Below are 24,639 nucleotides of genomic sequence, written 5' to 3' on the forward strand. Positions count from 1 at the left end.
AATCGACCACAGGTTCATTTAAAAAAAATGTTAAAGGATTCGTGAAATTAAAAAGTAACCCTATATTTGTCCTCGAGAGCGTTAATTTAGATACGGGTATATGACTTAGGTTATATGCCCGTTTTTTATTTAGGGCTATTTTCAATGTGTTTGGCTACCTCGTCCAGGCAAATTCTTAACCAAGGCGTAAAGCGCTCCGGTTTCATTAAAATATCTTCTCGAAGTTTTTTAAGAGAAACGTATGCATAATCCTCTACTTCTTCAATATTGATGTTTGGCCGCTCGTCTGTAACACCAAAAAAAACATGATCAAATTCATGCTCTATTAAACCATCGTCAAAAATAGCCTTGTAAACGAAATTAAATCCGTAGGTAAGCACGCAACTCATGCCCATTTCTTCATTTAAACGGCGGTTTGCTGCATCAAGATTATTTTCATTTTCTCGTGGATGGCTGCAACAGGTATTTGTCCACAAGCCGCCAGAATGGTATTTGTTTAACGCACGCTTTTGCAACAGCAACTCCCCTACGCTATTAAAAATAAATACCGAAAACGCGCGATGTAAAACTCCTTTCTCATGCGCTTCCATCTTTTCCATCAAACCTTGCGGCCTGTCACACTCATCAACCAGTATAATCTGTTCCACTTATATCACTTTTAATTTATGTCGGATTACAGAATCAAACATTAACCCAATTTTTCGGCGGTTAGAAATCCTGATGCGCTCAGACATAATCCTTTCAGCAGTTAAACCTTTTATTTTACAAAACAACTTGAGGTAATAAATATAGGATAGATACACACCTCTTCCAGAACCTGCCGGAAGCATCTTAATGCCAATTAAGGAATCTGCCAGTTCACTTTCTATTTCGCGTTCAATATCTCTTTTTTGGTTATCGCAAAATTCTGCAAGATTTACATTCGGGAAATAATTTCGTTTCAATGCAAAATGATCGGCTTTAATATCGCGAAGGAAATTGACTTTCTGGAAAGCAGATCCCAACTTCATGGCGTAAGGTTTTAGTTTTTCATACGCAGCAATATCGCCCTGTACAAATACTTTCAAACACATTAAGCCTACAACTTCTGCCGATCCGAGAATGTACTCTTTATATAAATTCCGATCGTAAATTTGATCTTCTAAATCCATTTCCATACTGCGCAGAAATAGCCGAATCAATTCATGATCAATCCGATATTGGTTTACAACAATTTGAAAAGCATTTAAAACCGGATTGAGACTGATCCCCTGTTCGATAGCTTCAAAAGTATCTTGCTTAAATTTTTCCAACAGATACTTTTTATCAAACTGATGAAAGCTATCTACAATTTCATCAGCCAAACGCACGAAGCCATATATTGAATAAATGGGCTGTCGCAGTTTTCTTTCCAAAAAGTAAATTCCCAGTGAAAAACTGGTGCTGTATTTTTTGGTTGTTATACGGCTGCATTCTGCCGAAAGTTCATCAAATATTTTCTTCATATCGTTTTTGGATTGGATAAAGCGGCCACAAATTCATCAAGATTTTTCACCTTGTTTAAAAGAGTATCATTGGGTAATTGATCAAGCATTTGGCGGTTTCCGGCCAGGTGTATTTTAGAATTTTTAGAAATCGCCATCAACTGGTTGATATATTGCCGGATAATTTTTGTTGATTTTAAACGAACAATAAATAAAAAAACATGATCAATCGACATGTCTTTCATGACGCTTTCTACAGATTTTAAAGGCATTTTGGTACCCAGAAAAACGACTTTCTGGTTATGAAGACGCAACAGATAACTCGCAAACAATAAACCAATATCGTGGTCATCATCTTCAGGAAGAAAAAGCAACCAAGTAGCAGCGGGTTTTTGGCAAAGCGGCAAAGCTTCCAGCTCGCGGCAGATCTTCTGGCGGATTAAATTGGAAATAAAGTGTTCATGCGCAGGGCAAATATCACTTTTCTGCCACATCATCCCCAGCTTGACCAAGAGTGGATAAAAAATATTTTTATAACAAATTGTTAAACCATGTACGCTGATATTGGAATCGGCCAATGAATGGAAAGTATTTTCATCAAACGCAAAAGCCGACTGGATTAAGCTATTAATAACATCATCAAAACTACTGATTGCAATATCTTGAATAAGTGCACGGTCTAGCAACGTTTTAAAACGCTCTGCAGTGAGTTTACAGATTTTAGAAATTTTTAAACCCGCTTTATTAAGCGTAACAATATTAAGCAGCTTTTTAAGTTGTTCATCATCATAAGCGCGAGTATTTCCGGCAGATCTTACCGGTTTAAGCGCATTATATCGTTGTTCCCAAATCCGGATGGTATGGGCTTGAATGCCAGAAAGCTGCTCCAGATCGGAAATGGTATACATTGTTTTGTTTAAATATCAGAATTGTAAATCTAAACAAAAAAGCACACACAAAGTTTCTTTCAGGAAAAAATTCTATGACACTTCTTTCTCCGTCAATAACACGCCACGCTCGCCATTTCCTGTTTCAATGGTATGGACATGTTTGTAGCAATGGCTGAAGAAATCATAACCATGTTCAAGCTTTTGTATATAAAGGCTACTCAGTGGATAGATAAAATTGGTTTGCATACACAATAAGCTTCCGTTTGCAAGCAGTAGAAAATCGCAATCGTAACCTTGCTCCTGCAATTCGATAACTTTTTTTGTGATAGAAACATTCATTCTGTTGGTTTTGGTTTTAGACATTGATCTTTTCATGGGATGTCATTTTTGATTTTTGAAAACTAAGTCACACCTAACTAACTATAGTACAATAACTTATTTAAAATTGTTTGAAATTGATTGTTTTTTTTTTACGTATTAAGTTACCTCAGAATATCGTTAACCAAAAAAATGGCGTTTTGAGGTTGCGGACGAAGAATATAATTTGATTTTTTTCTGTTTTTTCCGTAGCGGAAAACAAATACGTATACTAACTTCATCAAAGAATGCTAAAAAATGCTGCTGTTTTTATGGGAAAGATTAGAAGCACATTAAAATCGATCAAATTATGCATCGTCTTACATTTTATAAACAAAAAACGAGTGGTAAAGCACTATATTCGTAGGTTATTGGCTGTAAAACAAATTTCACAGCTACTTAAAATTACCTATTAAAACGCTAAACAACATGTCTATAAGCTGTATTGCTATTGATGATGACCTCGACTCTTTAGAAAATCTAAAATCATATTTAGATAAGGTTCCTGATATGCAATTGGTTAAAACTTTCACTGAACCCATGAAAGCATTGAAAGAAATTAAGACCGATGCGGCTGTAGACATTATTTTTTTAGACGTAGAGATGCCAGCGCTTTCAGGGATAGAACTTGCTTCGCTTTTAAGGCAAAAAACAAAACATTTAATTTTTACCACCGCACATGCAAAATACGCTATAGATGCTTTTAAGGTAGAAGCAGATGCTTATTTATTAAAACCATATTCGATTCTTCATTTTGCCAAAATCATTAACAATTTATATCCAACCATCAACCAAAATAATGAAGCATTTGCATTAAATGACCAGAACTTTTTCTATATTCCGGTTGTTAATGAAGGCGGGCAATTGATCAGAATGAATCTGAATGATCTTATCGTTGCCGAAGAATTGAATGAAGATATTCGCTTTATTACGGGCGAAGGTCTTTTTCTAAGTGCAAAAACCAATTTTAACAAAATGATTAAAATGCTTAGGCGGCATCCGGCATTTATCCAAATTCAACCCACGGTTATCGTTGCAAAACAACACATAAAGAGTATCCTGGACCACACTCAGGTGGTGATTACCACAGGTTTAACTTATGCAATTGACGAAGCTTTTAAAGATCGTTTTGCAGAATTTATCCAGCAACAAAATTAAAATTCCCTTCCTGTAGTATTCAAATTAAACGTATCGCAAACATTCAGGTAAAAAAATTGTATTAGCATATACCATTTGCAATAAATTAATTTAAAATTTTGAAAAGAATACTGGTTGTTGATGACGATCCTGATATTTTGGAAGTCTATCAACTCGCGTTGGAAACGAATAATTATACTGTTTATCCACTTTTATCGCCTCGCTACATTTTTAAAACCATAGAAGATTTCCATCCAGATATGATAATTCTGGACATTATGTTAAATGGAATGGACGGACGTGAGGTTTTTAAACAACTAAAACAAAAACCGGAAACGTCTAAAATTCCAGTCATGCTGGCTTCGGCTCGTTTTGATGAAAGGTATATTGCCGCACAGCAATACCATCCGGATAGTTACCTGGAGAAACCTTTTAATTTGACAGAGCTACTTCAAAAAGTGAACCTTTTAACCAATAACTGAAAAACATGAAACTAAAAAAATTGAGCCTGGCATTAACTTTAAGTTTAGGCATTGCACTGCACGCGCAGGCACAAAGGCCAGATAAATTATATTCTATGAGCGGCATAGGAACATCTATTCCCATCGGTGAAAGCGCAGATTTTCTAAAACCTAAAATTTCTACCACGCTTGGTGCCAACATCGGACTTGGAGAAGGCGGATTATTTCTTTATCCAAAACTAAATTTACATGCCTTTAAGTTTAACCAGCAAATACCAGATGAAGGCTATACCTATAATGTACAAGGAGGCCGCTCTACAACATATTTACTTAATCTCGCCTTAGGTTACAGAAAAATTGTAAATAAATGGGGCTTTTATGGTTTCGCCGGCGGCGGAGGTGGTTTTGTATTAACACCGCAAGCAGCAGTAACCCAAAACAATTTACAAGTTACAATGAACAACCGCACTATTGGAATGGGTGTTATTGAAGCCGGTGCCGGAGTAGAATACAGTCTTGGGGGCGTAAACCTCTTTATAGAGTCTAGCTATATGCGCGGACTAAGTAAAATTCAAGACCGCACTTTTAATACCGTTCCGGTTTCATTTGGGATTAAGCCAAACCTAAGTAAATTAGTTAGAAAAAAATAAGGAATACGCCTATAAAAAAACGGCTGCTTTTAATAATGCAGCCGTTTTTTTTTGTTTTGGATTACTTTTAGTTTCGCCACAGGTAGTAGATCAAATTATGCATGGAATATTAAATTTTCAAAAAACTTGTTTGTACTAATTTTTTTAGCATAAATTTGTAGTCGTAAAGGAATTTGAAATGTTATATGCAATCGTCGATATTGAAACTACTGGTGGCCATGCTTCTGCAAATGGTATAACCGAAGTAGCCATTAACATTCATGATGAACATGAAATTGTAGAGTCATTTAGTACACTAATAAATCCCAAGCAATCTATCCCCGATTACATCACTGCCCTAACCGGCATTGATGACGAGATGCTTGTTGATGCACCAACTTTTGAAGATGTTGCATTGCAGATTTACCAACTCCTTAACGATAAGGTTTTTGTAGCGCACAATGTAAACTTCGATTATTCCTTTTTAAGGCATCATTTAGCGCGCTGTGGCTACGATCTTAACTGCCGAAAACTTTGTACGGTGCGGATGAGCCGTAAACTTATTCCGGGAAAACCTTCTTACAGCTTAGGGAAATTATGTGCTTCTTTACAAATTCCTATTGAAAACAGACACCGTGCTATGGGCGATGCCAATGCCACCAGTATTCTTTTCAATTTATTACTCGAAACAGATCAAGAAGGTGTTATGGCAGAAATGCTAAAAAAAACATCAAAAGATCAGGTTTTGCCACCCAATTTGGATAAACGCATTGTAGCAAAACTACCAAGCCAACCCGGAGTTTACTATTTTAAAGACAATAAAGGCAAAATTATTTATGTTGGCAAAGCCAAAGACCTGAAAAAAAGAGTATTCAGCCATTTTACCGGAAATAAATCTAACCGACAAAGGCAAGATTTTTTGCGTACAATTTACGATGTAGATTTTGTTGTATGCGGTACCGAACTGATGGCGTTAATACTTGAAGCAAATGAAATAAAGCGTTTATGGCCAGAAAATAACCGGGCCATGAAACGTTTTGAACACAAATATGATCTTTATGTTTTTGAAGATCAGAACGGTTATTTAAGGCTCGCAATAGATAAACATAAGAAAGAAAACAAGGCTATTCAAAGCTTTACAAACCTTTCTTCTGGCTACAATTTCTTGAACCAGATGGTAGAAAAATATCAACTTTGTGCAAAACTATGTTATCTGCAAAAACGATCTGTTACCTGCATTGCGCATCAAAACGGAGAATGTTTTGGCGCGTGCAGCGGTATAGAAACCGTTGCCGTATACAATAAACGGTTAAAGCTTGCACTTGAAGAATTTCAGAACTTACAGCCAAGTTTTGCTCTTGTTGACGAAGGAAGAGCTGAAGATGAATTGAGTTGCCTGGTGGTAGAAAATGGCAAATTTTACGGAATGGGCTATTTTACAGATCGAAATTATTTATCAGAAGGTTTATCGACAGTGAAAAACGACTTATCGGTTTATCAATCTAACGGATACATCATCAATTTGATTTTAAATCACGCAGAACAGTTTCCGCAAAAATTGTATCGGCTTTAAAGGTTGTATAAAATTTTAGATTTCTCTTCAAATCCCTACCATTATAATCGATGGTTTTCTATCTTTAGGAAAAAACCTCGTCCCATGATAAAATCTCTTTGGATTAATCTTCCAGTAAAAGATGTAAATAAATCAAAAGCCTTTTTTACTGAAATTGGCTTTCGCCCCAATGCCGGATTTGGTGGAAATGACATTTCTGCTTCTTTTGTAATTGGTGATAGCAATCTAATCTTAATGCTTTTTGAAAAATCGTTATATGAAAGTTTTGCCGGTGGCCCCGCCGTAAATCCAAGTACAGGAAACGAAGTACTGTTTTCTTTTGATGCCGAAAGTGAACAGGAAGTTGATGAACTGGCGCAGAAAGTTGTGGCTGCAGGCGGCACCATTTATGGAGAACCCGGTTATAAAGATGGCTGGATGTATGGATGCGGATTTGCTGATCTTGACGGACAACGCTGGAATATTTTATACATGGATACCACAAAAATACCTTTGGGCGACGAATAAAATAAATCTAACGCGATGGAAAACCAACCAATTTTTGTAAAAGCAATTTACCACGTGCCTATTGACAAAGTTTGGGCTGCATTAACCGAAAATGAGCAATTGCGGAAATGGTATTTCCAGTTGGAAGAGTTTAAACCAGAAATCGGCTTCACCTTCGAGTTTTCTGGCGGCCCGGATGAAGGTCCGCAATACGTTCACCAATGTGAAGTTATAGAATTGGTGCCAGGCAGAAAAATTGCATATACGTGGCGTTATAAAGGTTATGCCGGAAATTCTGAGGTAACCTGGGCACTATCGGAAGACGGCGATTTTACCAAATTGGTATTAAGTCATTCCGGAACGGAAAGTTTTGCATCTGGAGGTGCTAATTTTACCCGCGAGAGTTTTACTGGCGGTTGGAATTATTTCGCTAATGATGCGTTGAAAAAATACCTTGAGCAGCTTAATAAATTACTTTAGGCAAAAGCCATAAATACGACAGGTTAAAGAACAAAGGGAGATTAAATTCTGTTTTAGGAATTCAATCTCTCTTCATCGCCGACGAAAATTGAGCCTTTAACATCTCTGCAACTTTTTTATCTGTTTTAAAAGTGATTTCTTCAACATCCAATTCTGAGATAGAAACCCACCTAAATGCTTGCAGCAATTCTCCTTCAACACCGAAATCAAAAATCTTGTCTTTAAATGCCAATTCTAATGGAGCTTTTTCTTTTACCAGATAATAAATACTGATAATCTGACTATCGTTGAAAGCAGATTTTTCATAAAAATCTGTTGTGTAGAAATGAGCTGTTACGTCAATTTCTGCATGGCATTCTTCTACAAATTCACGTTTCAAACCGTCAATCAATCCTTCACCAAATTCCAATCCGCCGCCCGGAAATTTGCTGAACCGAAATCCATATTCTTCTTCATCGCTCACCAACACTTGATTTTGCGCATTGATGAGCAACCCGTAAACCCGAACATTAAAGTAGCTCATTTTCGAAATGTTTTTTGTTTTTGATTACAATTTCTGGTGTCCAAACAATTTCGCCTCTAAACGTTTCGGCCCTTACGCTACATTCGCTCATGTGGCAATAATGGCAACATTCTGGCAAGCACGGATCTGCATGGATAAAGAGTTCAGCTTTGCGCACGCCGCTACTATTAATGAGTTCATCAATTTGAGAAATTTCCCGATGAACTTTGTTAAGGTCAAAATAGTACGGCAAGGTTACGTGGCAATCAATATGAAATTCTGGCCCATATTGTTGTGTACGCAGATTGTGTACATCAATCCATGGATTATGGCGGTTTTTCTGCAAAACGTCTACTACTTCTTCCACCAGTGTAAAATCGCTTTCATCCATTAATCCGCCCACAGAACCGCGCGTAAGTTTATAACCGGTGTAAACAATATAAAAACCAACCAGAATGGACAACAAACTATCTAACCAAATGAACCCTGTAAAATGAATTAAGATTAATCCGAAAACAATTCCGGCACTTGTGTAAGTATCTGTTAAAAGATGTTTACCATCGGCTTGTAAAGTAACAGAATGTTCGCGTTTTCCAATCCGGATTAAATACATCCCAACCACCATATTAATAAGTCCGGTAACACCGATAATTAACGTTCCGTAAAGCAGTTCACCAATCTGATGTGGATAAATTAAGTTGAAAGAAGATTTAAAGATAATGATAACGCCCGCAATCAGAATTAAAATCCCTTCAACAAAAACCGAAAAAAATTCAACTTTTCCATGCCCGTAAGGGTGATTTTCATCACGCGGTTGCGTGCTTAAATAAATGCTGTAAAAGGCAAAACTACCTGCAATTACATTGACAATACTTTCTGCGGCATCTGTTAAAATGGAGTTTGAGCCCGTGATAAAGTAAGCTGCGAATTTTGCCAGCATCAATACTATACTAATGAGCAGGGAGATTACAATCGCTTTCTTTTTCACTGTGGAAGAATTTTTTCCAAAAGTACGCTTATCGGATAAATTAAATGATAAATATTATTCCTTTTTCAGCGCAGAATAATATTTGGTTTATATATTTGCGTTCAAAGTAATTAACCATGAGCATCTTATCACAAAGAATCAATAACCTTTCAGAATCTGCAACCCTAAAAATGACCAAACTTGGCCGCGAATTGGCTTCCAAGGGAATTAATGTCATTAGTTTAAGTGTTGGCGAACCCGATTTTAATACGCCTGACCATGTAAAAAATGCTGCAAAAAAAGCTTTGGATGAAAACTATACCCGATACTCTCCGGTACCGGGATATCCTGATCTTCGCCAGGCGATTGTTGCAAAATTAAAAAACGAGAATAATCTGGATTACGACATTTCGCAGATTGTGGTGTCTAACGGCGCAAAACAATCTTTATCAAACGTAATTTTAACCTTGATTAATCCGGATGATGAAGTCATTATACCTACTCCTTACTGGGTTTCTTACTCAGAAATGGTAACACTTGCAGAAGGTAAATCTGTGTTTATCAATACAGATATCGAAAGCAACTTTAAAATTACACCAGCTCAGTTGGAAGCAGCAATTACGCCAAAAACCAAGCTGTTTATGTTCTCTTCACCTTGTAATCCGACAGGTTCTGTTTACAGCAAATCGGAATTGGCTGCATTGGTTGAGGTTTTTGAGAAACATCCGGATATTTTTATCCTTTCTGATGAAATTTATGAGCACATCAACTTTGTTGATAAACATGAATCTATTGCACAATTTGACAGTATTAAAGAACGCGTAATTATTGTAAACGGATTTTCTAAAGCTTTCGCGATGACAGGATGGCGCCTGGGTTACATTGCAGCAAGTAAAGAAATTGCCGCTGCAAATGATAAACTTCAGGGGCAAACCACTTCTGGTAGTTGCTCAATTGCACAACGTGCCGGAATTGCAGCTTATGAACAAGGCTTAGAAAGTGTGTTGGAAATGAAAAAAGCATTTGCACGCAGAAGAGAATTGGTTTACAATTTGTTGAATGAAATTCCGGGTGTAAAAACAAACCTGCCAGAAGGCGCATTTTATTTCTTCCCGGAAATCAGTTCATTTTTTGGAAAGAAAGATGCAGAAGGAAATGAAATTAAAAATTCATCAGACCTGGCTTTATATTTACTAAATGTTGGGCATGTAGCTACTGTAGGTGGAGATTCATTTGGAAATGACAATTATATCCGCCTTTCTTACGCCGCTTCTGATGAGAGCTTAACAGAAGCGTTAAGAAGAATTAAAGAAGCTTTAGGAAAATTATCCTAGTTGGCTTTACATAAAAAAATGCCTTGCTGTTTAGCAAGGCATTTTTTTATGTCGTCTATTTTTAAAAGATTAAGAACGGATCGCTTCTACAGGATCTAATCTCGATGCAGAAAAGGCCGGCCAAAATCCGGAAATCGTTCCAATGATGACGGAAATCCACACGCCAAGATTAATATTTTTTAAACCCAACGTAATCTCAAAACCAAAACCATACGTAGAGAGCAGGGTTCCTAGATATACCAGTAACAAACCAAGAACCCCGCCCATTAAACACAGCGTAATCGATTCAAATATAAACTGCAATAAGATAAAATAATTTTTAGCGCCGAGTGATTTTTGGATACCAATAATATTGGTTCGTTCTTTAACAGAAACAAACATAATATTGGCAATACTGAAACCACCAACCAGAATAGAAAAGCCACCAATAATCCAGCCGGCCAGATTCACCACGCTAAACATGGTATCCAGTTGATTGGAAATCAGGGTTGTTTTATTCAATGCAAAATCATCTTCAGCTCCCGGTCTTATACGATGAATGGAGCGCATTAAACCGCGTAGTTCACTTTCAATTTCGTCTAAACTCACATTTTCTGAACCCCGAACGGTAATTTGCGGATTATACCGCTCATTACGGATGTCTAAAATACCTTTTGCAAAGTTGATGGGAATGTATAAACTTTTGTCCAGTGAGGTGCCAAACATATCTTCACCTTCTTTTTTAAACACCCCAATAACAGTTACACGGCGACCTAAAACCAATACCTGCTTTCCAATTGGGTTATCGCTGCCAAATAATCCGTCAGAAATATCTGCACCCATTAAACAAACCGGCGTTCCGTATTTGCTTTCGTTTTCTGTATAATATCTCCCATCCTGCAATTCAAAACTCCAGGTTTTATTAAAATCTTGCGATGCGCCAGAAACATACACACCTTCAACAGAACTGCTTCGGTATTTTACTGTACGGTCGCTCGTCGAGATTTCAAAAGTAATGCCATCAGCATGTACCATACGTTCTTTTAAAGCATCGAAATCTCTGAGTGAAGGTTGCGGCCGGTTCATATATTTCCACCAGGGATAATCTCCAAAAATCCAAGGCCATTTTTGTACGTAAATGGTATTAGAACCCAATTTATCTACGCTTGCTTGTAATTTACCCCGAAAAGTATCAACCGCAGAAAAAACTGCAATTATGGTAAAAATCCCGATGGTGATGGCCAAAAGGGATAACATGGTGCGCATTTTATTTTGGCGCAGTGCATCAAATGCAAAACGGAAACTCTCGCCTATTAGCCTGAAGATTATCATAATTGTAGATTAGACCGCATTAAGGATGAAACGTTACAGCCTATACCAAAACTAATCAAATTAAATTTTGAAGTCCTTTATCCGGGCAACAATTTTGATTGTTAAGCAATTAAAACATAATATAATCGATATGCGTTTGATAAAATATTAAAAAGAAAAATTAAATTCGTATTTTTGCACCTCAAAAAATTCATCAGGAATGAAATTATCACAATTCAAATTCAACTTACCAGAGTCACTTATTGCACACAATCCATCAGAAGAACGCGATGAAGCGCGTTTAATGGTTTTGCACAAAGACAGCGGTAAAATTGAACATAAAATTTTCAAAGACGTTTTAGGTTACTTTGATGACCAGGATGTTATGATCTTGAACAACACGAAGGTTTTTCCTGCCCGTTTATATGGAAACAAGGAAAAAACTGGTGCAACTATTGAAGTTTTTCTATTGCGTGAATTGAATAAAGAATTGCGTTTATGGGATGTTTTGGTAGATCCGGCACGTAAAATCCGAGTGGGAAACAAATTGTATTTTGGAGATAATGATTTATTGGTTGCAGAAGTTGTAGACAATACGACTTCACGTGGCCGTACCATCCGTTTCTTATTTGAAGGTACCGACGAGGAGTTTAGACGCAATGTAGAAATATTGGGCGAAACACCTCTTCCTAAATATATTAAACGTAAAGCAACTTTAGAAGATAAAGAGCGTTACCAAACCATTTTCGCAAAACACGAAGGCGCTGTAGCCGCTCCAACTGCTGGTTTGCACTTTAGCCGCGAATTGATGAAGCGACTGGAATTGAAAGGAATTAACTTTGCAGAAGTTACTTTACATGTTGGTTTAGGTACTTTTAGAACTGTTGAGGTTGAAGATCTGACTAAGCACAAAATGGATTCTGAGCAGTTTATTATTGAGCAGAAAGATGCGGATATTGTAAATAAGGCAATTGAAGAAAAAAGAAGAATTTGTGCCGTTGGTACGACTTCTATGCGTTCTATAGAATCTGCGGTTTCTGCAAACAGAACATTGAAAGCAGCAAACGACTGGACGAGCAAATTTATCTTCCCTCCTTATGATTTCAGTATTGCAAATTCCATGATCACCAACTTCCATACACCTGAATCAACATTATTAATGATGATCAGTGCATTTGGTGGTTATGACCATGTAATGAATGCTTATGAAGTTGCTGTAAAAGAAAAATATAAATTTTACAGCTATGGTGACGCCATGCTGATTATCTAATTAGATTCAAGTAGCGAGTATCAAGTAAGGAGTACGAATCTCAATACTTGATACTCTTGTCTTGATACCTACAATATGAAACACTACGCCATTATCGTAGCCGGCGGTTCAGGCAATCGAATGCAAACCGAAACGCCCAAACAATTCCTTCTACTCTGTGGGATTCCGGTTTTGATGCATACCATTAAAACTTTTGCTCAAAGCAGCTTTTATCCTGAAATTATTGTAGTAATCCACCCTGATTATCATCAGCTTTGGCAAAACCTATGTCAAGAATTTAATTTTCATGTTCCACACCAGATTGTTGCTGGAGGAAAAGAACGTTTTCATTCGGTTAAAAATGCACTTGATTTGATCAATGGAGATGGAGTAGTTGCCGTACATGATGCCGTAAGGTGTTTAACATCAACCAAACTTATTGACGATTGTTATAGCCATGCGCTGGAATTTGGAAATGCCATCGCCGCTGTGAAATCAACTGATTCCATCCGTCAGCTTGTTGGCACATCTACAAAAATGGTTAACCGTGATGATTTTTATCTGGTGCAAACGCCACAAACTTTCAAGATAGATTTGCTTAAAGATGCGTACAATCAAGATTTTTCGTCAGATTTTACGGATGATGCCAGTGTGATTGAACAGCAGGGACACGCCATTCGGATTGTGGAAGGAGAAAAAAGCAATATTAAAATTACTTACCCTATAGATCTGGAGTTTGCAGAATTAACACTCCAAAAGAAAGCCCTTTAAGCAAACTTAAAGGGCTTTGCTATGTTTTAGGCAGCCCGGCCAATTACTTTAAGTAAAATCGCAATTACTGCGATAACCAATAAAACGTGGATGATCCCACCTACGTCGCCAAAGCCATGAAATACAAATCCTATAAGCCAAAGTATTACCAATACTACCGCTACTAAATACAATAAATTTCCCATCGTGTTAATTTTTAAGTAAATGATACTGTAGTAACACGAACAGTCGTTTTTTGTTTAAAAAATGTCATCAAAGCTAAACCCTATTGCCAAACAATTGAATATAAAAAGCCTCTCATTTCTGAGAGGCTTCATCAATTATTTTAGTATTCATCTTCGTTAAAGAAGAAGTCTTCTTTCGTCGGATAATCTGGCCAAATTTCCTCAATCGTTTCATAAGGTTCGCCATCATCTTCTAGTGCTTGCAAGTTTTCTATCACTTCTACCGGTGCACCAGAGCGGATTCCATAATCAATTAATTCGTCTTTAGTTGCAGGCCAAGGTGCGTCTTCCAAGTGCGATGCTAATTCTAATGTCCAATACATATCTTTATTCAGTTAATTGCTTTTTCGTTGCGCAAATTATATCAAAATTTTCGAGCAAAACAAACTTATTTTTCAACCTTTACACACGCGGGATCCAAATGTTTTCTTCCACATTAAAATCCATTGTCAGTTTTCGTGCCAAAACGAATAAATAATCGCTCAGACGGTTTAAATAAATGGTTATACGCTCATTTACAACGCTATTTTCTGCAAGTTCAACCGTAAGTCTTTCTGCGCGTCTGCATACACAACGGGCAATATGGCAGTATGCAACTGCATTATTGCCACCTGGTAACACGAAATGTTTTAAAGGCGGTAGCAACTCGTTCATTACATCCATCTCAGACTCCAGTAAAGTGATGTCAGAATCATGCAAATCCGGAATTTTCATTCTTGATTTCTCAGGGTCAGCGGCAAGGTCTGCGCCAACGGTAAACAAACGATCCTGAATTTCTTTCAACAACTTTTGATGATGCGGATCTATTGGCTGGCACATAATTAAACCAATGTGCGAGTTTAGTTCATCTACTGTTCCATAAGCTTCAATTCTAAGGTGATATTTAGGAACACGCGTTCCACCAATTAAAGACGTCTGGCCTTTATCGCCAGTTTTTGTATAAATTTTCATATCCCAAATCCCTAAAGGGGAATTATTATGCAAAATCCTAAAAGTCCCATACCAGGAATTTATGGCTTAATTCATTTTCTCCCAGTCGCTACCACTTTCGTTTAGTGCCTGTAATCTCGGAGATACAGATTTCACCTCTGTATTTACATAATCATTTTCAATTAAGCCATCACGCATCCGTACAATACGGTGGGCGTGTTGTGCAATATCTTCTTCGTGCGTAACCAAAATAATGGTGTTTCCTTTGCTGTGAATTTCTTCAAGCAGCCCCATAATTTCTATAGATGTTTTAGTATCTAAGTTTCCGGTAGGTTCATCGGCCAGGATAATAGAAGGATTATTAATCAAGGCACGTGCAACAGCCACACGTTGGCGCTGACCTCCAGAAAGCTCGTTGGGTTTGTGATCCATCCGATTGCCCAGGTTTACACTTTCTAAAGCAGCTTTGGCTTTTTCTTCTCTAACTTTCCGACTAAAACCCGCGTAAATTAAAGGAAGAGCAACATTATCTAAAGATGTAGAACGTGGCAAAAGATTAAATGTCTGAAAAACGAAACCAATTTCTTTGTTTCTTACTTCAGCAAGATCGTCATCACTCATGCGGCTGACGTCAGTTCCGTTTAATATATAAGAACCGCTGGTTGGCGTATCCAAACAACCCAAAATATTCATCAAAGTAGATTTTCCCGATCCTGATGGTCCCATCAGAGCAACAAACTCGCCTTTATTAATATCTAAGGAAACGGATTTCAATGCATGGATTACTTCTGTTCCAATAACATATTTACGTCCGATTTCTTTAATTGTAATGATTGGTTTTTGCATGGTTTTTCTCTTTTTGACCACGTTGTGGCTGGGATGTTACAAAGGCCGGATTACTTTTCGATAATTTTCGGTACCATGAAAAACTGATCGTTGTGTTTGGCGGCGTTTTTCAATCCATCAGCCGTAGAAATTTCTTGTTTTACTACATCTTCTCGCCAAACATTTGCAGTTTCATTCATATATACAAGCGGCTTAACATTACTTGTATCCAGCTCGTTAAGTTTCTCCATAAAAGATAAAATCTTATTCATTTCCGGAATTAATGTTTCTACTTCTTTTTCTTCGATCTGAATACGTGCCAGATCGGCAATTTTATGAATGGTTTGCGCGTCTAAAATCATGCTACACAAGTTTACTGTTTATTAAATTAAAAACCTGGTCTTTTAAAAGATCAGCGTCCTCTGCTGTCATTACAGAAGTATCAATGGGTTTATGAATGTAAATATCGCAAATCCCCGGCTTACTTCCATATTTAGCGCCATCATCCCAGTTAATTTTCCAGATGTTCGTGATGCTTACCGGAACCAGAGGAATATTTTTTTCTATCGCCAATCTAAAAGGGCCATTTTTAAACTCGCCCAAACGCGGCGGATAATGGTCATCAATTTTCCCTTCGGGGAAGATTACCAAACTCATTCCTTTTTCCAGATCATCACCGGCCCTTTTAAATGCGCGGAATGCAGAAATCTTACTTTCCCGGTTTACGGCAATATCAATGGTGCTAAAAAATATCCTTAATATGGGGCTTTGCAAAAGTTCATCTTTTCCCATAAAATGATAGTTTCCACTGGTCATGACACAAAAAACCATAATATCCAGATTTGAGGTATGATTGGAACAATACACGTAGGTTTTATTTCTACTTAGCTTTTCTTCAAAAGTGTACCGGTAAAAAACGCCAGAAAACAGGCTTGGAAAAAAGCTATTTAACTTTCGTCCAAAATTTAGCCAGCTATAATATTTCGGATTTTTTGATGTAAAATAATACAAAGGATACAGCAATAGGAAGAAAAAAAGAATCCAGAACAGAAACCAGGCGCGGTGGATACGTTTGAGAAATCGAATCATAGGTGTCCAAAAATATAAAAAGGATGAATATAACCTATACCTGTGCAGAATATTTATTGACTTTGCTCGGGTTAGTTAATCTAAAAGTTAAATGGTGTATCTAATTTCGAAATCTCCTTCGATAATTATCGCTTTATAATCCAATTTATTTTTAATTTCGTGCCATTATGAAAGAAACAGTGGTGAGTGGCATCAGGCCAACAGGAAAGCTACATTTAGGAAATTATTTTGGCGCGGTAACCAACTTTGTGAAGATGCAGTACGATTATAACTGCTATTTTTTTATTGCAGATCTTCACTCGTTAACAACTCACCCAACTCCTGGCGATTTACATGGTTATGTTCGCCACGTTTTAGTAGAATATTTGGCTTGCGGAATTAATCCGGAAGAGACAACTATATATGTACAATCTGACGTTCCGGAAGTCTCTGAACTTTATCTTTATCTAAATATGAATGCGTATTTGGGCGAACTTGAGCGCAGTGCTTCATTTAAAGAGAAAATCAGATCCAATCCAGATAATGTCAATGCAGGTTTATTAACCTATCCAACTTTAATGGCTGCAGATATTTTAATTCACCGCGCTACAAAAGTTCCGGTAGGTAAAGATCAGGAACAACATTTAGAGATGACACGTAACTTCGGTAACCGTTTTAACAGAATGTATAATGCAGATTTCTTCCCAGAATCTTTTGCTTTTAACTATGCAGATAATTTAGTTAAAGTACCCGGCTTGGAAGGCAAAGGAAAAATGAGTAAATCTGACGGGGATGGAAACTGTATTTATTTATCAGACAGTCCGGAGATTATCCGTAAAAAAGTTTCCAGAGCGGTAAGTGATAGCGGCCCGACTGAAGAAAACCAGGAGAAACCAGAAGCGATTCAAAACCTGTTCGATTTAATGAAAATTGTTTCTACACCAGATACCATTGAGCATTTTGATGGTTTATACAACAAAATGCAAATTCGCTATGGTGATTTAAAAAAGCAATTGGCTGAAGATATGATTGTTTTTAACACGCCAATAAGAGAACGTATTGAAGAATTGTCTAAAGATGATTTATATTTAAGACAAGTAGCAAAACACGGTGCGTTAAAGGCGCGTGAAAGTGCACAGAAAACGATAAAAGAAGTGCGCAAGTTAATCGGTTTTAAAAGTTTTTAATTGAAATTGGGTTAAGCGCTTAGCGGTTGGTATGTAAAATACCTGACGCAAAAGGCTTATCTGCAAGCAAAACAATATATGCATATAGCAATAGTAGGAAATATAGGCGCGGGCAAAACAACCCTTACAGGTTTATTGGCCAAAAACTACGGCTGGGAAGCGCTTTATGAAGCGGTAGATAATAATCCTTACCTGGAAGACTTTTACGGAGATATGAAACGCTGGAGTTTTAACCTTCAGATTTATTTCTTAAACAGCCGTTTCCAGCAAATCACCGATATTGAAAAAAATAGCCGTAATGTAATTCAGGATCGGACTATTTATGAAGACGCCCATATTTTTGCAGAAAACCTGCACGACATGGCGCTGATGACCACACGAGATCACGAAAATTACCGCGCTATTTTTGATAACATTACTTCTTTTATTAAACCACCAGATTTATTGGTTTATCTACGCGCTTCTGTACCAACGTTGGTGAACAATATACAACGCCGTGGCCGCGAATACGAAGCGGGTATACGCATTGATTATTTGTCTAAACTAAATGAAAAATATGAGGCTTGGATTAAAGGCTATAAATTGGGTAAACTTTTGATTCTTGATAAAGACAAATTGGATTTTACCAATAACCCTGAAGATTTAGGTACGGTTATCCAAGCAATAGAAGCCGAAATTCACGGCTTATTTTAAAACACTATCCAGCCGTTGATAGCTTTGAGTGCTTAATACGCCTACACTATTCTTTTGCCAGATTGAAATTACATTTTCAATCTGGTAAATTAACTTAACAGCCGTTCGGCTTTTTACAATCCATCACATTAACCACATGAGCGATCATAAGAAATTGAAATTTATCGGCATCATTCCGGCGCGTTATGCTTCTACCCGTTTCCCGGGCAAACCGCTTGTACAAATTGCCGGAAAAACCATGTTGCAGCGCGTGTATGAGCAGGCATCAAAATGCGAAAGTTTAAGTAAAGTTGTGGTGGCAACAGACGATGAAAGGATTGTAGAAGAAGTTAAAAAATTTGGTGGTTTATATTGCTTAACCAGCCATGTGCACCAAAGTGGTACAGACCGTTGCGCAGAAGTTGTTGCGCATTACCCAGATTACCAGGTTGCGATCAATATTCAGGGAGATGAACCTTTTATTGATCCGGCTCAAATTGATTTATTGGCTTCGTGTTTTACAGGTGGACAAGACACCGAGCTGGCTACGCTGATTAAACCTATTGTCAGTACAGATGAATTGTTTAATGTGAATAGTCCGAAAGTGGTGATCAACACCCAACAGGAAGCGATATATTTTAGTCGGCATCCAATTCCTTTTATCCGCAATGCGGAAGAAAAAGACTGGATTAAAAGCCATTCATTTTACAAACATATTGGCATTTACGGTTACCGGGTTGAGGTTTTAAATGCAATAACCAAACTGGCACCTTCAGCTCTTGAAAAAGCCGAAAGTTTGGAGCAACTGCGTTGGATTGAAAACGGGTACAAAATTAAAACGCAAATCACAAATCTGGAAACGATTGCGATTGATACTCCAGAAGATTTGTTGAAACTAAATTTACCTGATGCATAAAAAAAATCCGGCAAGCAGATGTTTACCGGATTTTAAAGAACAATTTTCTCCCCTTGCCTATTTAATGTTCAATTCCATTTGGATGTTGCAACGCGCATAAGGCGTTGGTTTACCGACAACCTTTTCGAAACCCAATTTGTGGTACAAGTTAATTGCCGGAGCCAGTATGGTATTGCTCTCCAGATAAATTTTAGTTGCGCCTAACGTTTTGGCTTTTTCAATAACGGCACTTGCTACCAAAAAACCAACATTTTTTCCCTGGGCTTTTGGAGATACAGCCATTTTAGCCAGCTCAAAATCATAGCCTCCTTCCATTTTGATCATGGCACAAACACCAACCGGCTCGCCTTCAAAAAGCGCAACTTTAATGAAACCACCTTTATTTAAAATGTAGCCATCAGGATTATCAAGCGCTTTATAATCCGATTCTTCCATTGTAAAATATTTAGAAATCCATTCCTCATTCAGTGCTTTAAAAGCCGGATGGTGTTCTGCAGTATAATCTACAATTTGAATTGAAAGACTATCTCTTTCTTTTTTCTTTTCCATTACTCTTTTTAATAAACTTTTTCTTTCTAATAAAAATTCCCATTCTTCAATGGCTTGCCACAAATCATGTGTGGCCTGTGCAGAAAGCTCTTCTACCGCAGCATTTACATCAATCAGCTGGTTTTCAATTTTTGCAGATACTTCTTTCCCCGCTTCAGAAAGTCGTACCACATTTCGGCGTGCATCCTGGCTGTCGCGTTTATCATCCACATAACCTTTCCGTAGCATTTCGCTGATAATCTTGCTTACTGAAGGATGGGAATGGCCAATCTCGCGTGCAAGCTCCGTTATTGTTTTTTCCTCGCCATTGGCTAAAGCATAAAAAACAGGAAACCATTTGGGTTGCATATCTACATCGTAAAGCTGGTAAATCTGGCCTGCATCTTCTGTCACTTTATCCGTCAGCATTCTTAAACGGCTGCCGATGGCAACCTTTCCGGTTTTTCTAAAAAACTCCATAAACTAATTACGTAACTAATTACACAAATATAGAATTATGATTTTATTATCCAATTTTATTACATTTAAAAAAAATCACTCTATGAAAAAACTTGTATGCCTTTCGATCCTATTTTGCACTTTATACGCATGTCAACAAGACCGCAACAGCGCAGAAGATAAAGCTGCTGCCGCATTTAAAGGATCTACAAGTGTACAAAAGAATTTTTCTGACACTACGGCGCTGGATACTTTTGTTATTGAGCTTAAAGGAGAGAAAACGGATGATATGCTGCTAAAATTTAAAATTATTACAGCGGCCGGAAAAGAGATTTACAATGTGGATTTAAATGCAAAATCGCTTGTAGACAATACCGATCCGAACATTGATTTACGCAAAGAAAAAGATCGCCAAAGTTTCATTAAAAATATTGCCGCGAATTTTTTTGATGAAGAAAATTTTCTTGAACCGGCAGTTTTAGAAGATCAGCAATCTGACAACAACACACCAGATAAAACTTTTTTTGAAGAACTGAAAAAAAACCAGTTAAATGGTTTTCGATACAGATTGGGCAAAGAAAGTAACCTCTATATTGCCTGGAGCACTGCAGACCAAAAAGTGAAGGTATATTATAAATGTTGTTAATTTTCTGATTTGTGGCTACGGATCATTTCTCCATAAGTTTGTTGCTTATCCATTGCCGTTAACGTTTGTGTAATGCGTTTGGTACGTGTAACTTCCGTTTTTGCCTGATTGATCCAATTGATGTAATAGTTGCGGTGCGATTTGGGTAAACGCATAAAATTCTCCATCAGCCGTGTTTCTTCGCTTAAACAAATTTCCAGGTCTTCTGGCATTTCAACTTTGAAGTCTACATCTTCTTCTAAGCTTAACGTTACTTTACTTCCTGCTTCCTTTTTAAGCTTTTTACGCACTTCGCTTTTTAGCGCAAGAATAAAATTGCCTTCGCCCATTGGCATTACGGCCATACCACTAATTTCAAGCTGGTCAATTTTCCCGCGGATGCGGAAACTGCTCTTACAATCTTTTTTAATTTGTTGCGCAAGTGCAGCAGGAAGAAAAATATAACTCCATCCTGTTTTCTCGCCCATTTTATCAAACTTCTCAATTTCTGATTTAAAATGTACCATAAGTTAAAATTAGAATTTTAAAGGTTTTGATACAAAAAAGCACAAACAAAAAACGCCTGCTTGTGCAGGCGTTTTATTTCTATTTATTGTTTTACAATTTTAAATTCTGTTCGTCGGTTCAGTTGATGTTCATTGTCGGTGCAATCTACACCATTTGCACAGCGGTTCAGAAGTTTGGTTTCGCCATAACCTTTCGCGCTGATTCTGTTTTTGTTTATGCCTTTAGAAATAATATATACCACCGCAGCATCCGCGCGTTTCTGAGAAAGTTTTAGATTGTACGCATCGTTGCCTCGGCTATCGGTATGTGAACCAAGCTCAATCCAGATGGTTGGATTATTGGTCATTATTTTAACCAGTTTATCCAATTCTGCAGCGGCATCTGGCCGGATATCCCACTTATCGAAATCATAATAAATATTTTCAAGACGAATGGCTTTATCAATTTCAATTGCTTCCAGATAGAGGTTTTGCACCAAAACTTCAGAGCTGTTTAGCCCAATTGTAGCGAGGTTTTCTACATCAGACTGATAACCTGTTTTATCTGCAGAAACGTTGTACTCGGTTTCTTTTGCAAGGTTAAAAGCATAATGTCCGTTATCATCGCTAATGGTTTTAATGCTGGTGCCATTTACTTTCGCAAGCGTAACAATTGCATTGCTGAGTGGTTGCGTGCTTTTGCGATCAAAAATTCTGCCTTCCAGTTTAAAACTCAAAATCTGTTTTTGATCCAATTCGTAAATATCGTCATTTCCGCTACCGTTACTTCTGTTAGAAGACAGATAAACAGTACCAGCTTTTTCGCTAAAGCTGAAAGCAAAATCATCTTGAGGCGAGTTAAATGGATAACCCATATTTTCGATAACACCAATATTTCCGGATTGGCGCAAAGCACGATACACGTCTAAACCACCCATACCTACGCGGCCATCACTTGAAAAATAGAAGTTATTTTTACTGTCAAAAGCCGGACTGCGTTCATTTCCTTCAGAATTAATTTCTTTCAGGTTGATGGGTTTTCCCCACTCTCCGGCATCGGTTTTTTCACTTACATAAATATCTGTTCCACCTTTTCCGCCAGGCATATTCGAGGCGAAATAGATGCTTTGACCATCTCTGGTAATGAAAGGATCACCTAGCGAATATTCGTTAACATTATTATACGGAAACGAAACCGGCTCGCGCCAAACACCATCTTGATCTTTCGTGCTGCTGTAAATTTCTACGTTAACCGTGATGGGTTTCCCTTTTTGTTTTTCCAGTCTTTCCGGGATTTTAGTTAAAGTGAAATACATGGTTTTTCCATCGGCAGTAAAACTGGCTGAGCCTACATGATAATTGGTACCCGCGGCCAAAGGAAAAAGTTTTAGACTATCGTTTTTGGATTTATAATAGAGCTTCAAATAGCCGTTGCCTGTCCATCCGTAAAGCCGTTGATTGGGTTCTTTAACGCCATCAAACTTTAAAAACGGACGGCTATCACCTCCAGACAAAGTTGTATTTGCACGATCTGAAGTAAAAACAATACCATCTTCAAATTCTACAGCACCCCAATCAGACTGCGGACTGTTCAGCGCAGAAAAGTTGGTAATCTCCAGCAATTTTGGATGTGCCATCCATTTTATGGCAGAATCGCAGGATGATAACCAAACGTTTTGCTGTTTTTCAGAGATATCTTTTTTCAGGTCGATATAATTCTGATACTCTACTTTTGCTTCAACATATTTTGAATTGTTTTGCAACGAACGGGCATAACCGAGAATATTTTCCGGGTTGCTGCCAGACATTTTGGAAGCAATTGCATACCAGCTTTCGGCCTGCAAATAATTATTATTTAAACTGTATGCATTTGCCAGTCGTTCTGCGGCATGTAAACTTGCTTTCTTTTTATAAGCTTGTTCATACAAATCTATTGCTTTGGCGTAATTGAAAAGCTCATATTGTTTATCGGCCTCTTTCATTGCGTATTGAGCACTTGCGGAGAGCGAAAATGAACCTATAACAAACGCAGCGATTAAAATCTTCTTCATTATATAGTTTGGATAGTCGTCGAAATTACTGATTTAATTTAGTTTAAAAAACCCTTGGTGTTGCCAAACGTATATTCGGTTTAATGAATGAAAAGGCAATTGAAATCTCGTGCGTTCCGCTGCTGTACCCTTGCAACGGGCCGATAGAAAAATCATAAGCATAACCAATACGCAGTTTCTCTGAAGCAAAAATCTGCACCGCTGCAACTGCAGAGTTACGGGGTGTAAGATCGGTTTGCAGATAACTTTTATCGTACAATTTTACACCTGTACGGTAAGAACCACCAACCCAGAGAATATCTTTCATAATCAAAAATGCATTAATATCTAAACTGGTTGGCCCCCCACGATCATCTTTTAAAAGAAAAGATGGTTTCAACTGAAAATCATACGACAAAGGGATTAATGTGCCGGCGGTTAAATAATAATGCGGTTTTGGTTGCGGAATAAATGCATATCGATCAATATCTACATATTGTGCAATTAAGTTATCGACAGAAAAACCGGCAAAATAACGGTCGTTCGCAAAGTAAACTCCGGCACGTGCATCTGGAACAATTGTACTTTGTATACCTACAGGTTGGTTAAGTTCAGGGTCATTTGTATTTAACAAAGAACCATCAATACCAAGCTGTACCATACCAACACCTAAGCCCAATGCAAGGCGAGAACTTCCGTCATCATTCATCGCAATGCGATAGGAATAATTTCCGTAAGCAGCAAGATTGGTTTGTGCACCAAGCTTATCGCTAGATACTTGCAGAGCTAAACCCACATTACCATTGTTTGCAATTGCATCAATAGCCAACGACATGCTTTTCGGTGCACCCGTTATGCCTGTCCATTGGCTTCTGTAGAAACCATGCACATTTAAGACTTCTTTATAGCCCGCATAAGCCGGGTTGATATAAATACCATTAAACATGTACTGACTGTACTGCGCATCTTGCTGTGCAAAAGCCACAGAAAATACCGACAGCATTAAAATTAATTGTATGATTATTCTTCTCATCATCATTGTTCTTAGAAGGGAAACCGGCATTTCGGTTTCCCTTCGCT

General features: G+C 37.6%; 30 protein-coding genes. 13 read left to right on the plus strand and 17 right to left on the minus strand.

Annotated features, from left to right (window positions below; all coding sequences use genetic code 11):
* Window positions 1-125: 125 nt before the first annotated feature.
* The 4 genes from idi to ACJVDH_RS11315 form a co-directional block, all read right to left on the minus strand.
* Window positions 126-647, minus strand: a complete 522-nt coding sequence (gene idi, locus ACJVDH_RS11300) for an isopentenyl-diphosphate Delta-isomerase (protein WP_443943509.1) — start codon at window positions 645-647, stop codon at window positions 126-128.
* Complete coding sequence (locus ACJVDH_RS11305) at window positions 648-1,484, minus strand: phytoene/squalene synthase family protein (protein WP_443943510.1); 837 nt, start codon at window positions 1,482-1,484, stop codon at window positions 648-650.
* Window positions 1,481-2,371 carry a MerR family transcriptional regulator gene (locus ACJVDH_RS11310; RefSeq protein ID WP_443943511.1) on the minus strand — a complete coding sequence of 297 codons (891 nt, stop codon included), beginning with the start codon at window positions 2,369-2,371 and terminating at the stop codon, window positions 1,481-1,483. The genes ACJVDH_RS11305 and ACJVDH_RS11310 overlap by 4 nt, the downstream gene beginning before the upstream one ends.
* Before the next feature lie 72 nt (window positions 2,372-2,443).
* Window positions 2,444-2,728, minus strand: coding sequence for a hypothetical protein (locus tag ACJVDH_RS11315; protein ID WP_443943512.1), 285 nt, complete (start codon window positions 2,726-2,728; stop codon window positions 2,444-2,446).
* Between the two features lie 411 nt (window positions 2,729-3,139).
* Between ACJVDH_RS11315 and ACJVDH_RS11320 the strand changes: the two genes are divergently transcribed.
* The 6 genes from ACJVDH_RS11320 (at window position 3,140) to ACJVDH_RS11345 (ending at window position 7,476) form a co-directional block, all read left to right on the plus strand.
* The gene (locus ACJVDH_RS11320) at window positions 3,140-3,868 is read left to right on the plus strand and encodes a LytR/AlgR family response regulator transcription factor (RefSeq protein ID WP_443943513.1); all 729 of its coding nucleotides are present in this window, start codon (window positions 3,140-3,142) and stop codon (window positions 3,866-3,868) included.
* A 98-nt stretch (window positions 3,869-3,966) separates the two neighbouring features.
* Window positions 3,967-4,329 (plus strand): response regulator, encoded by a 363-nt coding sequence (locus ACJVDH_RS11325; protein WP_443943514.1) that lies wholly within the window; start codon window positions 3,967-3,969, stop codon window positions 4,327-4,329.
* A gap of 5 nt (window positions 4,330-4,334) precedes the next feature.
* Complete coding sequence (locus tag ACJVDH_RS11330; protein ID WP_443943515.1) at window positions 4,335-4,958, plus strand: hypothetical protein; 624 nt, start codon at window positions 4,335-4,337, stop codon at window positions 4,956-4,958.
* A 178-nt stretch (window positions 4,959-5,136) separates the two neighbouring features.
* Entirely contained in the window at window positions 5,137-6,510 is a 1,374-nt protein-coding gene (locus ACJVDH_RS11335) for an exonuclease domain-containing protein (RefSeq protein WP_443943516.1), read from the plus strand.
* Window positions 6,511-6,594: 84 nt separating this feature from the next.
* Window positions 6,595-7,017: a VOC family protein gene (locus ACJVDH_RS11340; protein WP_443943517.1), complete on the plus strand. Its 423-nt coding sequence runs from the start codon at window positions 6,595-6,597 to the stop codon at window positions 7,015-7,017.
* A 15-nt stretch (window positions 7,018-7,032) separates the two neighbouring features.
* Window positions 7,033-7,476 carry an SRPBCC family protein gene (locus tag ACJVDH_RS11345; protein WP_443943518.1) on the plus strand — a complete coding sequence of 148 codons (444 nt, stop codon included), beginning with the start codon at window positions 7,033-7,035 and terminating at the stop codon, window positions 7,474-7,476.
* A 61-nt stretch (window positions 7,477-7,537) separates the two neighbouring features.
* Here ACJVDH_RS11345 and ACJVDH_RS11350 read toward each other — a convergent pair whose 3' ends face one another.
* On the minus strand, window positions 7,538-7,999 hold the full coding sequence (locus tag ACJVDH_RS11350) for an NUDIX domain-containing protein (RefSeq protein WP_443943519.1): 462 nt from the start codon (window positions 7,997-7,999) through the stop codon (window positions 7,538-7,540).
* Window positions 7,986-8,966 (minus strand): cation diffusion facilitator family transporter, encoded by a 981-nt coding sequence (locus ACJVDH_RS11355; protein WP_443943520.1) that lies wholly within the window; start codon window positions 8,964-8,966, stop codon window positions 7,986-7,988. The genes ACJVDH_RS11350 and ACJVDH_RS11355 overlap by 14 nt, the downstream gene beginning before the upstream one ends.
* A 116-nt stretch (window positions 8,967-9,082) precedes the next feature.
* Between ACJVDH_RS11355 and ACJVDH_RS11360 the strand changes: the two genes are divergently transcribed.
* Window positions 9,083-10,279 carry a pyridoxal phosphate-dependent aminotransferase gene (locus ACJVDH_RS11360; RefSeq protein WP_443943521.1) on the plus strand — a complete coding sequence of 399 codons (1,197 nt, stop codon included), beginning with the start codon at window positions 9,083-9,085 and terminating at the stop codon, window positions 10,277-10,279.
* 69 nt (window positions 10,280-10,348) lie between these two features.
* Here ACJVDH_RS11360 and ACJVDH_RS11365 read toward each other — a convergent pair whose 3' ends face one another.
* Window positions 10,349-11,590: an ABC transporter permease gene (locus tag ACJVDH_RS11365; RefSeq protein ID WP_443943522.1), complete on the minus strand. Its 1,242-nt coding sequence runs from the start codon at window positions 11,588-11,590 to the stop codon at window positions 10,349-10,351.
* Between the two features lie 199 nt (window positions 11,591-11,789).
* Between ACJVDH_RS11365 and queA the strand changes: the two genes are divergently transcribed.
* Both queA and ACJVDH_RS11375 read left to right on the plus strand, forming a co-directional pair.
* Window positions 11,790-12,839 carry a tRNA preQ1(34) S-adenosylmethionine ribosyltransferase-isomerase QueA gene (gene queA / locus ACJVDH_RS11370; RefSeq protein WP_443943523.1) on the plus strand — a complete coding sequence of 350 codons (1,050 nt, stop codon included), beginning with the start codon at window positions 11,790-11,792 and terminating at the stop codon, window positions 12,837-12,839.
* Between the two features lie 75 nt (window positions 12,840-12,914).
* Window positions 12,915-13,589, plus strand: coding sequence for a 2-C-methyl-D-erythritol 4-phosphate cytidylyltransferase (locus ACJVDH_RS11375; RefSeq protein WP_443943524.1), 675 nt, complete (start codon window positions 12,915-12,917; stop codon window positions 13,587-13,589).
* Between the two features lie 26 nt (window positions 13,590-13,615).
* Here ACJVDH_RS11375 and ACJVDH_RS11380 read toward each other — a convergent pair whose 3' ends face one another.
* The 6 genes from ACJVDH_RS11380 to ACJVDH_RS11405 all read right to left on the minus strand — a co-directional run bounded on the left by ACJVDH_RS11380 (window position 13,616) and on the right by ACJVDH_RS11405 (window position 16,657).
* A complete protein-coding gene (locus ACJVDH_RS11380) occupies window positions 13,616-13,774 on the minus strand; it encodes a lmo0937 family membrane protein (protein ID WP_443943525.1) in 159 nt (52 codons plus the stop codon).
* 140 nt (window positions 13,775-13,914) lie between these two features.
* The gene (locus tag ACJVDH_RS11385; protein WP_010603503.1) at window positions 13,915-14,136 is read right to left on the minus strand and encodes a DUF2795 domain-containing protein; all 222 of its coding nucleotides are present in this window, start codon (window positions 14,134-14,136) and stop codon (window positions 13,915-13,917) included.
* Between the two features lie 79 nt (window positions 14,137-14,215).
* Entirely contained in the window at window positions 14,216-14,764 is a 549-nt protein-coding gene (locus tag ACJVDH_RS11390; RefSeq protein WP_443943526.1) for a cob(I)yrinic acid a,c-diamide adenosyltransferase, read from the minus strand.
* Window positions 14,765-14,830: 66 nt separating this feature from the next.
* Window positions 14,831-15,589: an ABC transporter ATP-binding protein gene (locus ACJVDH_RS11395; RefSeq protein WP_443943527.1), complete on the minus strand. Its 759-nt coding sequence runs from the start codon at window positions 15,587-15,589 to the stop codon at window positions 14,831-14,833.
* Window positions 15,590-15,639: 50 nt separating this feature from the next.
* Window positions 15,640-15,930 (minus strand): Asp-tRNA(Asn)/Glu-tRNA(Gln) amidotransferase subunit GatC, encoded by a 291-nt coding sequence (gene gatC / locus ACJVDH_RS11400; protein WP_443943528.1) that lies wholly within the window; start codon window positions 15,928-15,930, stop codon window positions 15,640-15,642.
* Window position 15,931: 1 nt separating this feature from the next.
* The gene (locus tag ACJVDH_RS11405) at window positions 15,932-16,657 is read right to left on the minus strand and encodes a lysophospholipid acyltransferase family protein (RefSeq protein ID WP_443943529.1); all 726 of its coding nucleotides are present in this window, start codon (window positions 16,655-16,657) and stop codon (window positions 15,932-15,934) included.
* 167 nt (window positions 16,658-16,824) lie between these two features.
* Here ACJVDH_RS11405 and trpS point away from each other — a divergent pair, with 167 nt between their 5' ends.
* The 3 genes from trpS (at window position 16,825) to kdsB (ending at window position 19,411) form a co-directional block, all read left to right on the plus strand.
* Complete coding sequence (gene trpS, locus ACJVDH_RS11410; RefSeq protein ID WP_443943530.1) at window positions 16,825-17,823, plus strand: tryptophan--tRNA ligase; 999 nt, start codon at window positions 16,825-16,827, stop codon at window positions 17,821-17,823.
* 78 nt (window positions 17,824-17,901) lie between these two features.
* Window positions 17,902-18,516 (plus strand): deoxynucleoside kinase, encoded by a 615-nt coding sequence (locus tag ACJVDH_RS11415; RefSeq protein WP_443943531.1) that lies wholly within the window; start codon window positions 17,902-17,904, stop codon window positions 18,514-18,516.
* Between the two features lie 154 nt (window positions 18,517-18,670).
* Window positions 18,671-19,411: a 3-deoxy-manno-octulosonate cytidylyltransferase gene (kdsB, locus tag ACJVDH_RS11420; protein ID WP_443947621.1), complete on the plus strand. Its 741-nt coding sequence runs from the start codon at window positions 18,671-18,673 to the stop codon at window positions 19,409-19,411.
* 57 nt (window positions 19,412-19,468) lie between these two features.
* Here kdsB and ACJVDH_RS11425 read toward each other — a convergent pair whose 3' ends face one another.
* Entirely contained in the window at window positions 19,469-20,419 is a 951-nt protein-coding gene (locus tag ACJVDH_RS11425) for a bifunctional helix-turn-helix transcriptional regulator/GNAT family N-acetyltransferase (protein WP_443943532.1), read from the minus strand.
* Between the two features lie 82 nt (window positions 20,420-20,501).
* On the opposite strand from ACJVDH_RS11425, the gene ACJVDH_RS11430 reads away from it, so the two are divergent.
* Window positions 20,502-21,044, plus strand: a complete 543-nt coding sequence (locus ACJVDH_RS11430; protein WP_443943533.1) for a hypothetical protein — start codon at window positions 20,502-20,504, stop codon at window positions 21,042-21,044.
* Here ACJVDH_RS11430 and ACJVDH_RS11435 read toward each other — a convergent pair.
* The 3 genes from ACJVDH_RS11435 to ACJVDH_RS11445 all read right to left on the minus strand — a co-directional run bounded on the left by ACJVDH_RS11435 (window position 21,041) and on the right by ACJVDH_RS11445 (window position 24,622).
* A complete protein-coding gene (locus tag ACJVDH_RS11435) occupies window positions 21,041-21,550 on the minus strand; it encodes a YdeI/OmpD-associated family protein (RefSeq protein WP_443943534.1) in 510 nt (169 codons plus the stop codon). The two genes, ACJVDH_RS11430 and ACJVDH_RS11435, sit on opposite strands and share 4 nt — an antisense overlap.
* A gap of 83 nt (window positions 21,551-21,633) precedes the next feature.
* Window positions 21,634-23,580 carry an OmpA family protein gene (locus ACJVDH_RS11440; RefSeq protein WP_443943535.1) on the minus strand — a complete coding sequence of 649 codons (1,947 nt, stop codon included), beginning with the start codon at window positions 23,578-23,580 and terminating at the stop codon, window positions 21,634-21,636.
* Between the two features lie 43 nt (window positions 23,581-23,623).
* Window positions 23,624-24,622 carry a PorP/SprF family type IX secretion system membrane protein gene (locus ACJVDH_RS11445; RefSeq protein ID WP_443943536.1) on the minus strand — a complete coding sequence of 333 codons (999 nt, stop codon included), beginning with the start codon at window positions 24,620-24,622 and terminating at the stop codon, window positions 23,624-23,626.
* Window positions 24,623-24,639 lie beyond the last annotated feature (17 nt).

The sequence above is a fragment of the Pedobacter terrestris genome, assembly GCF_052343045.1.
In the GTDB taxonomy this organism is placed as follows: domain Bacteria; phylum Bacteroidota; class Bacteroidia; order Sphingobacteriales; family Sphingobacteriaceae; genus Pedobacter.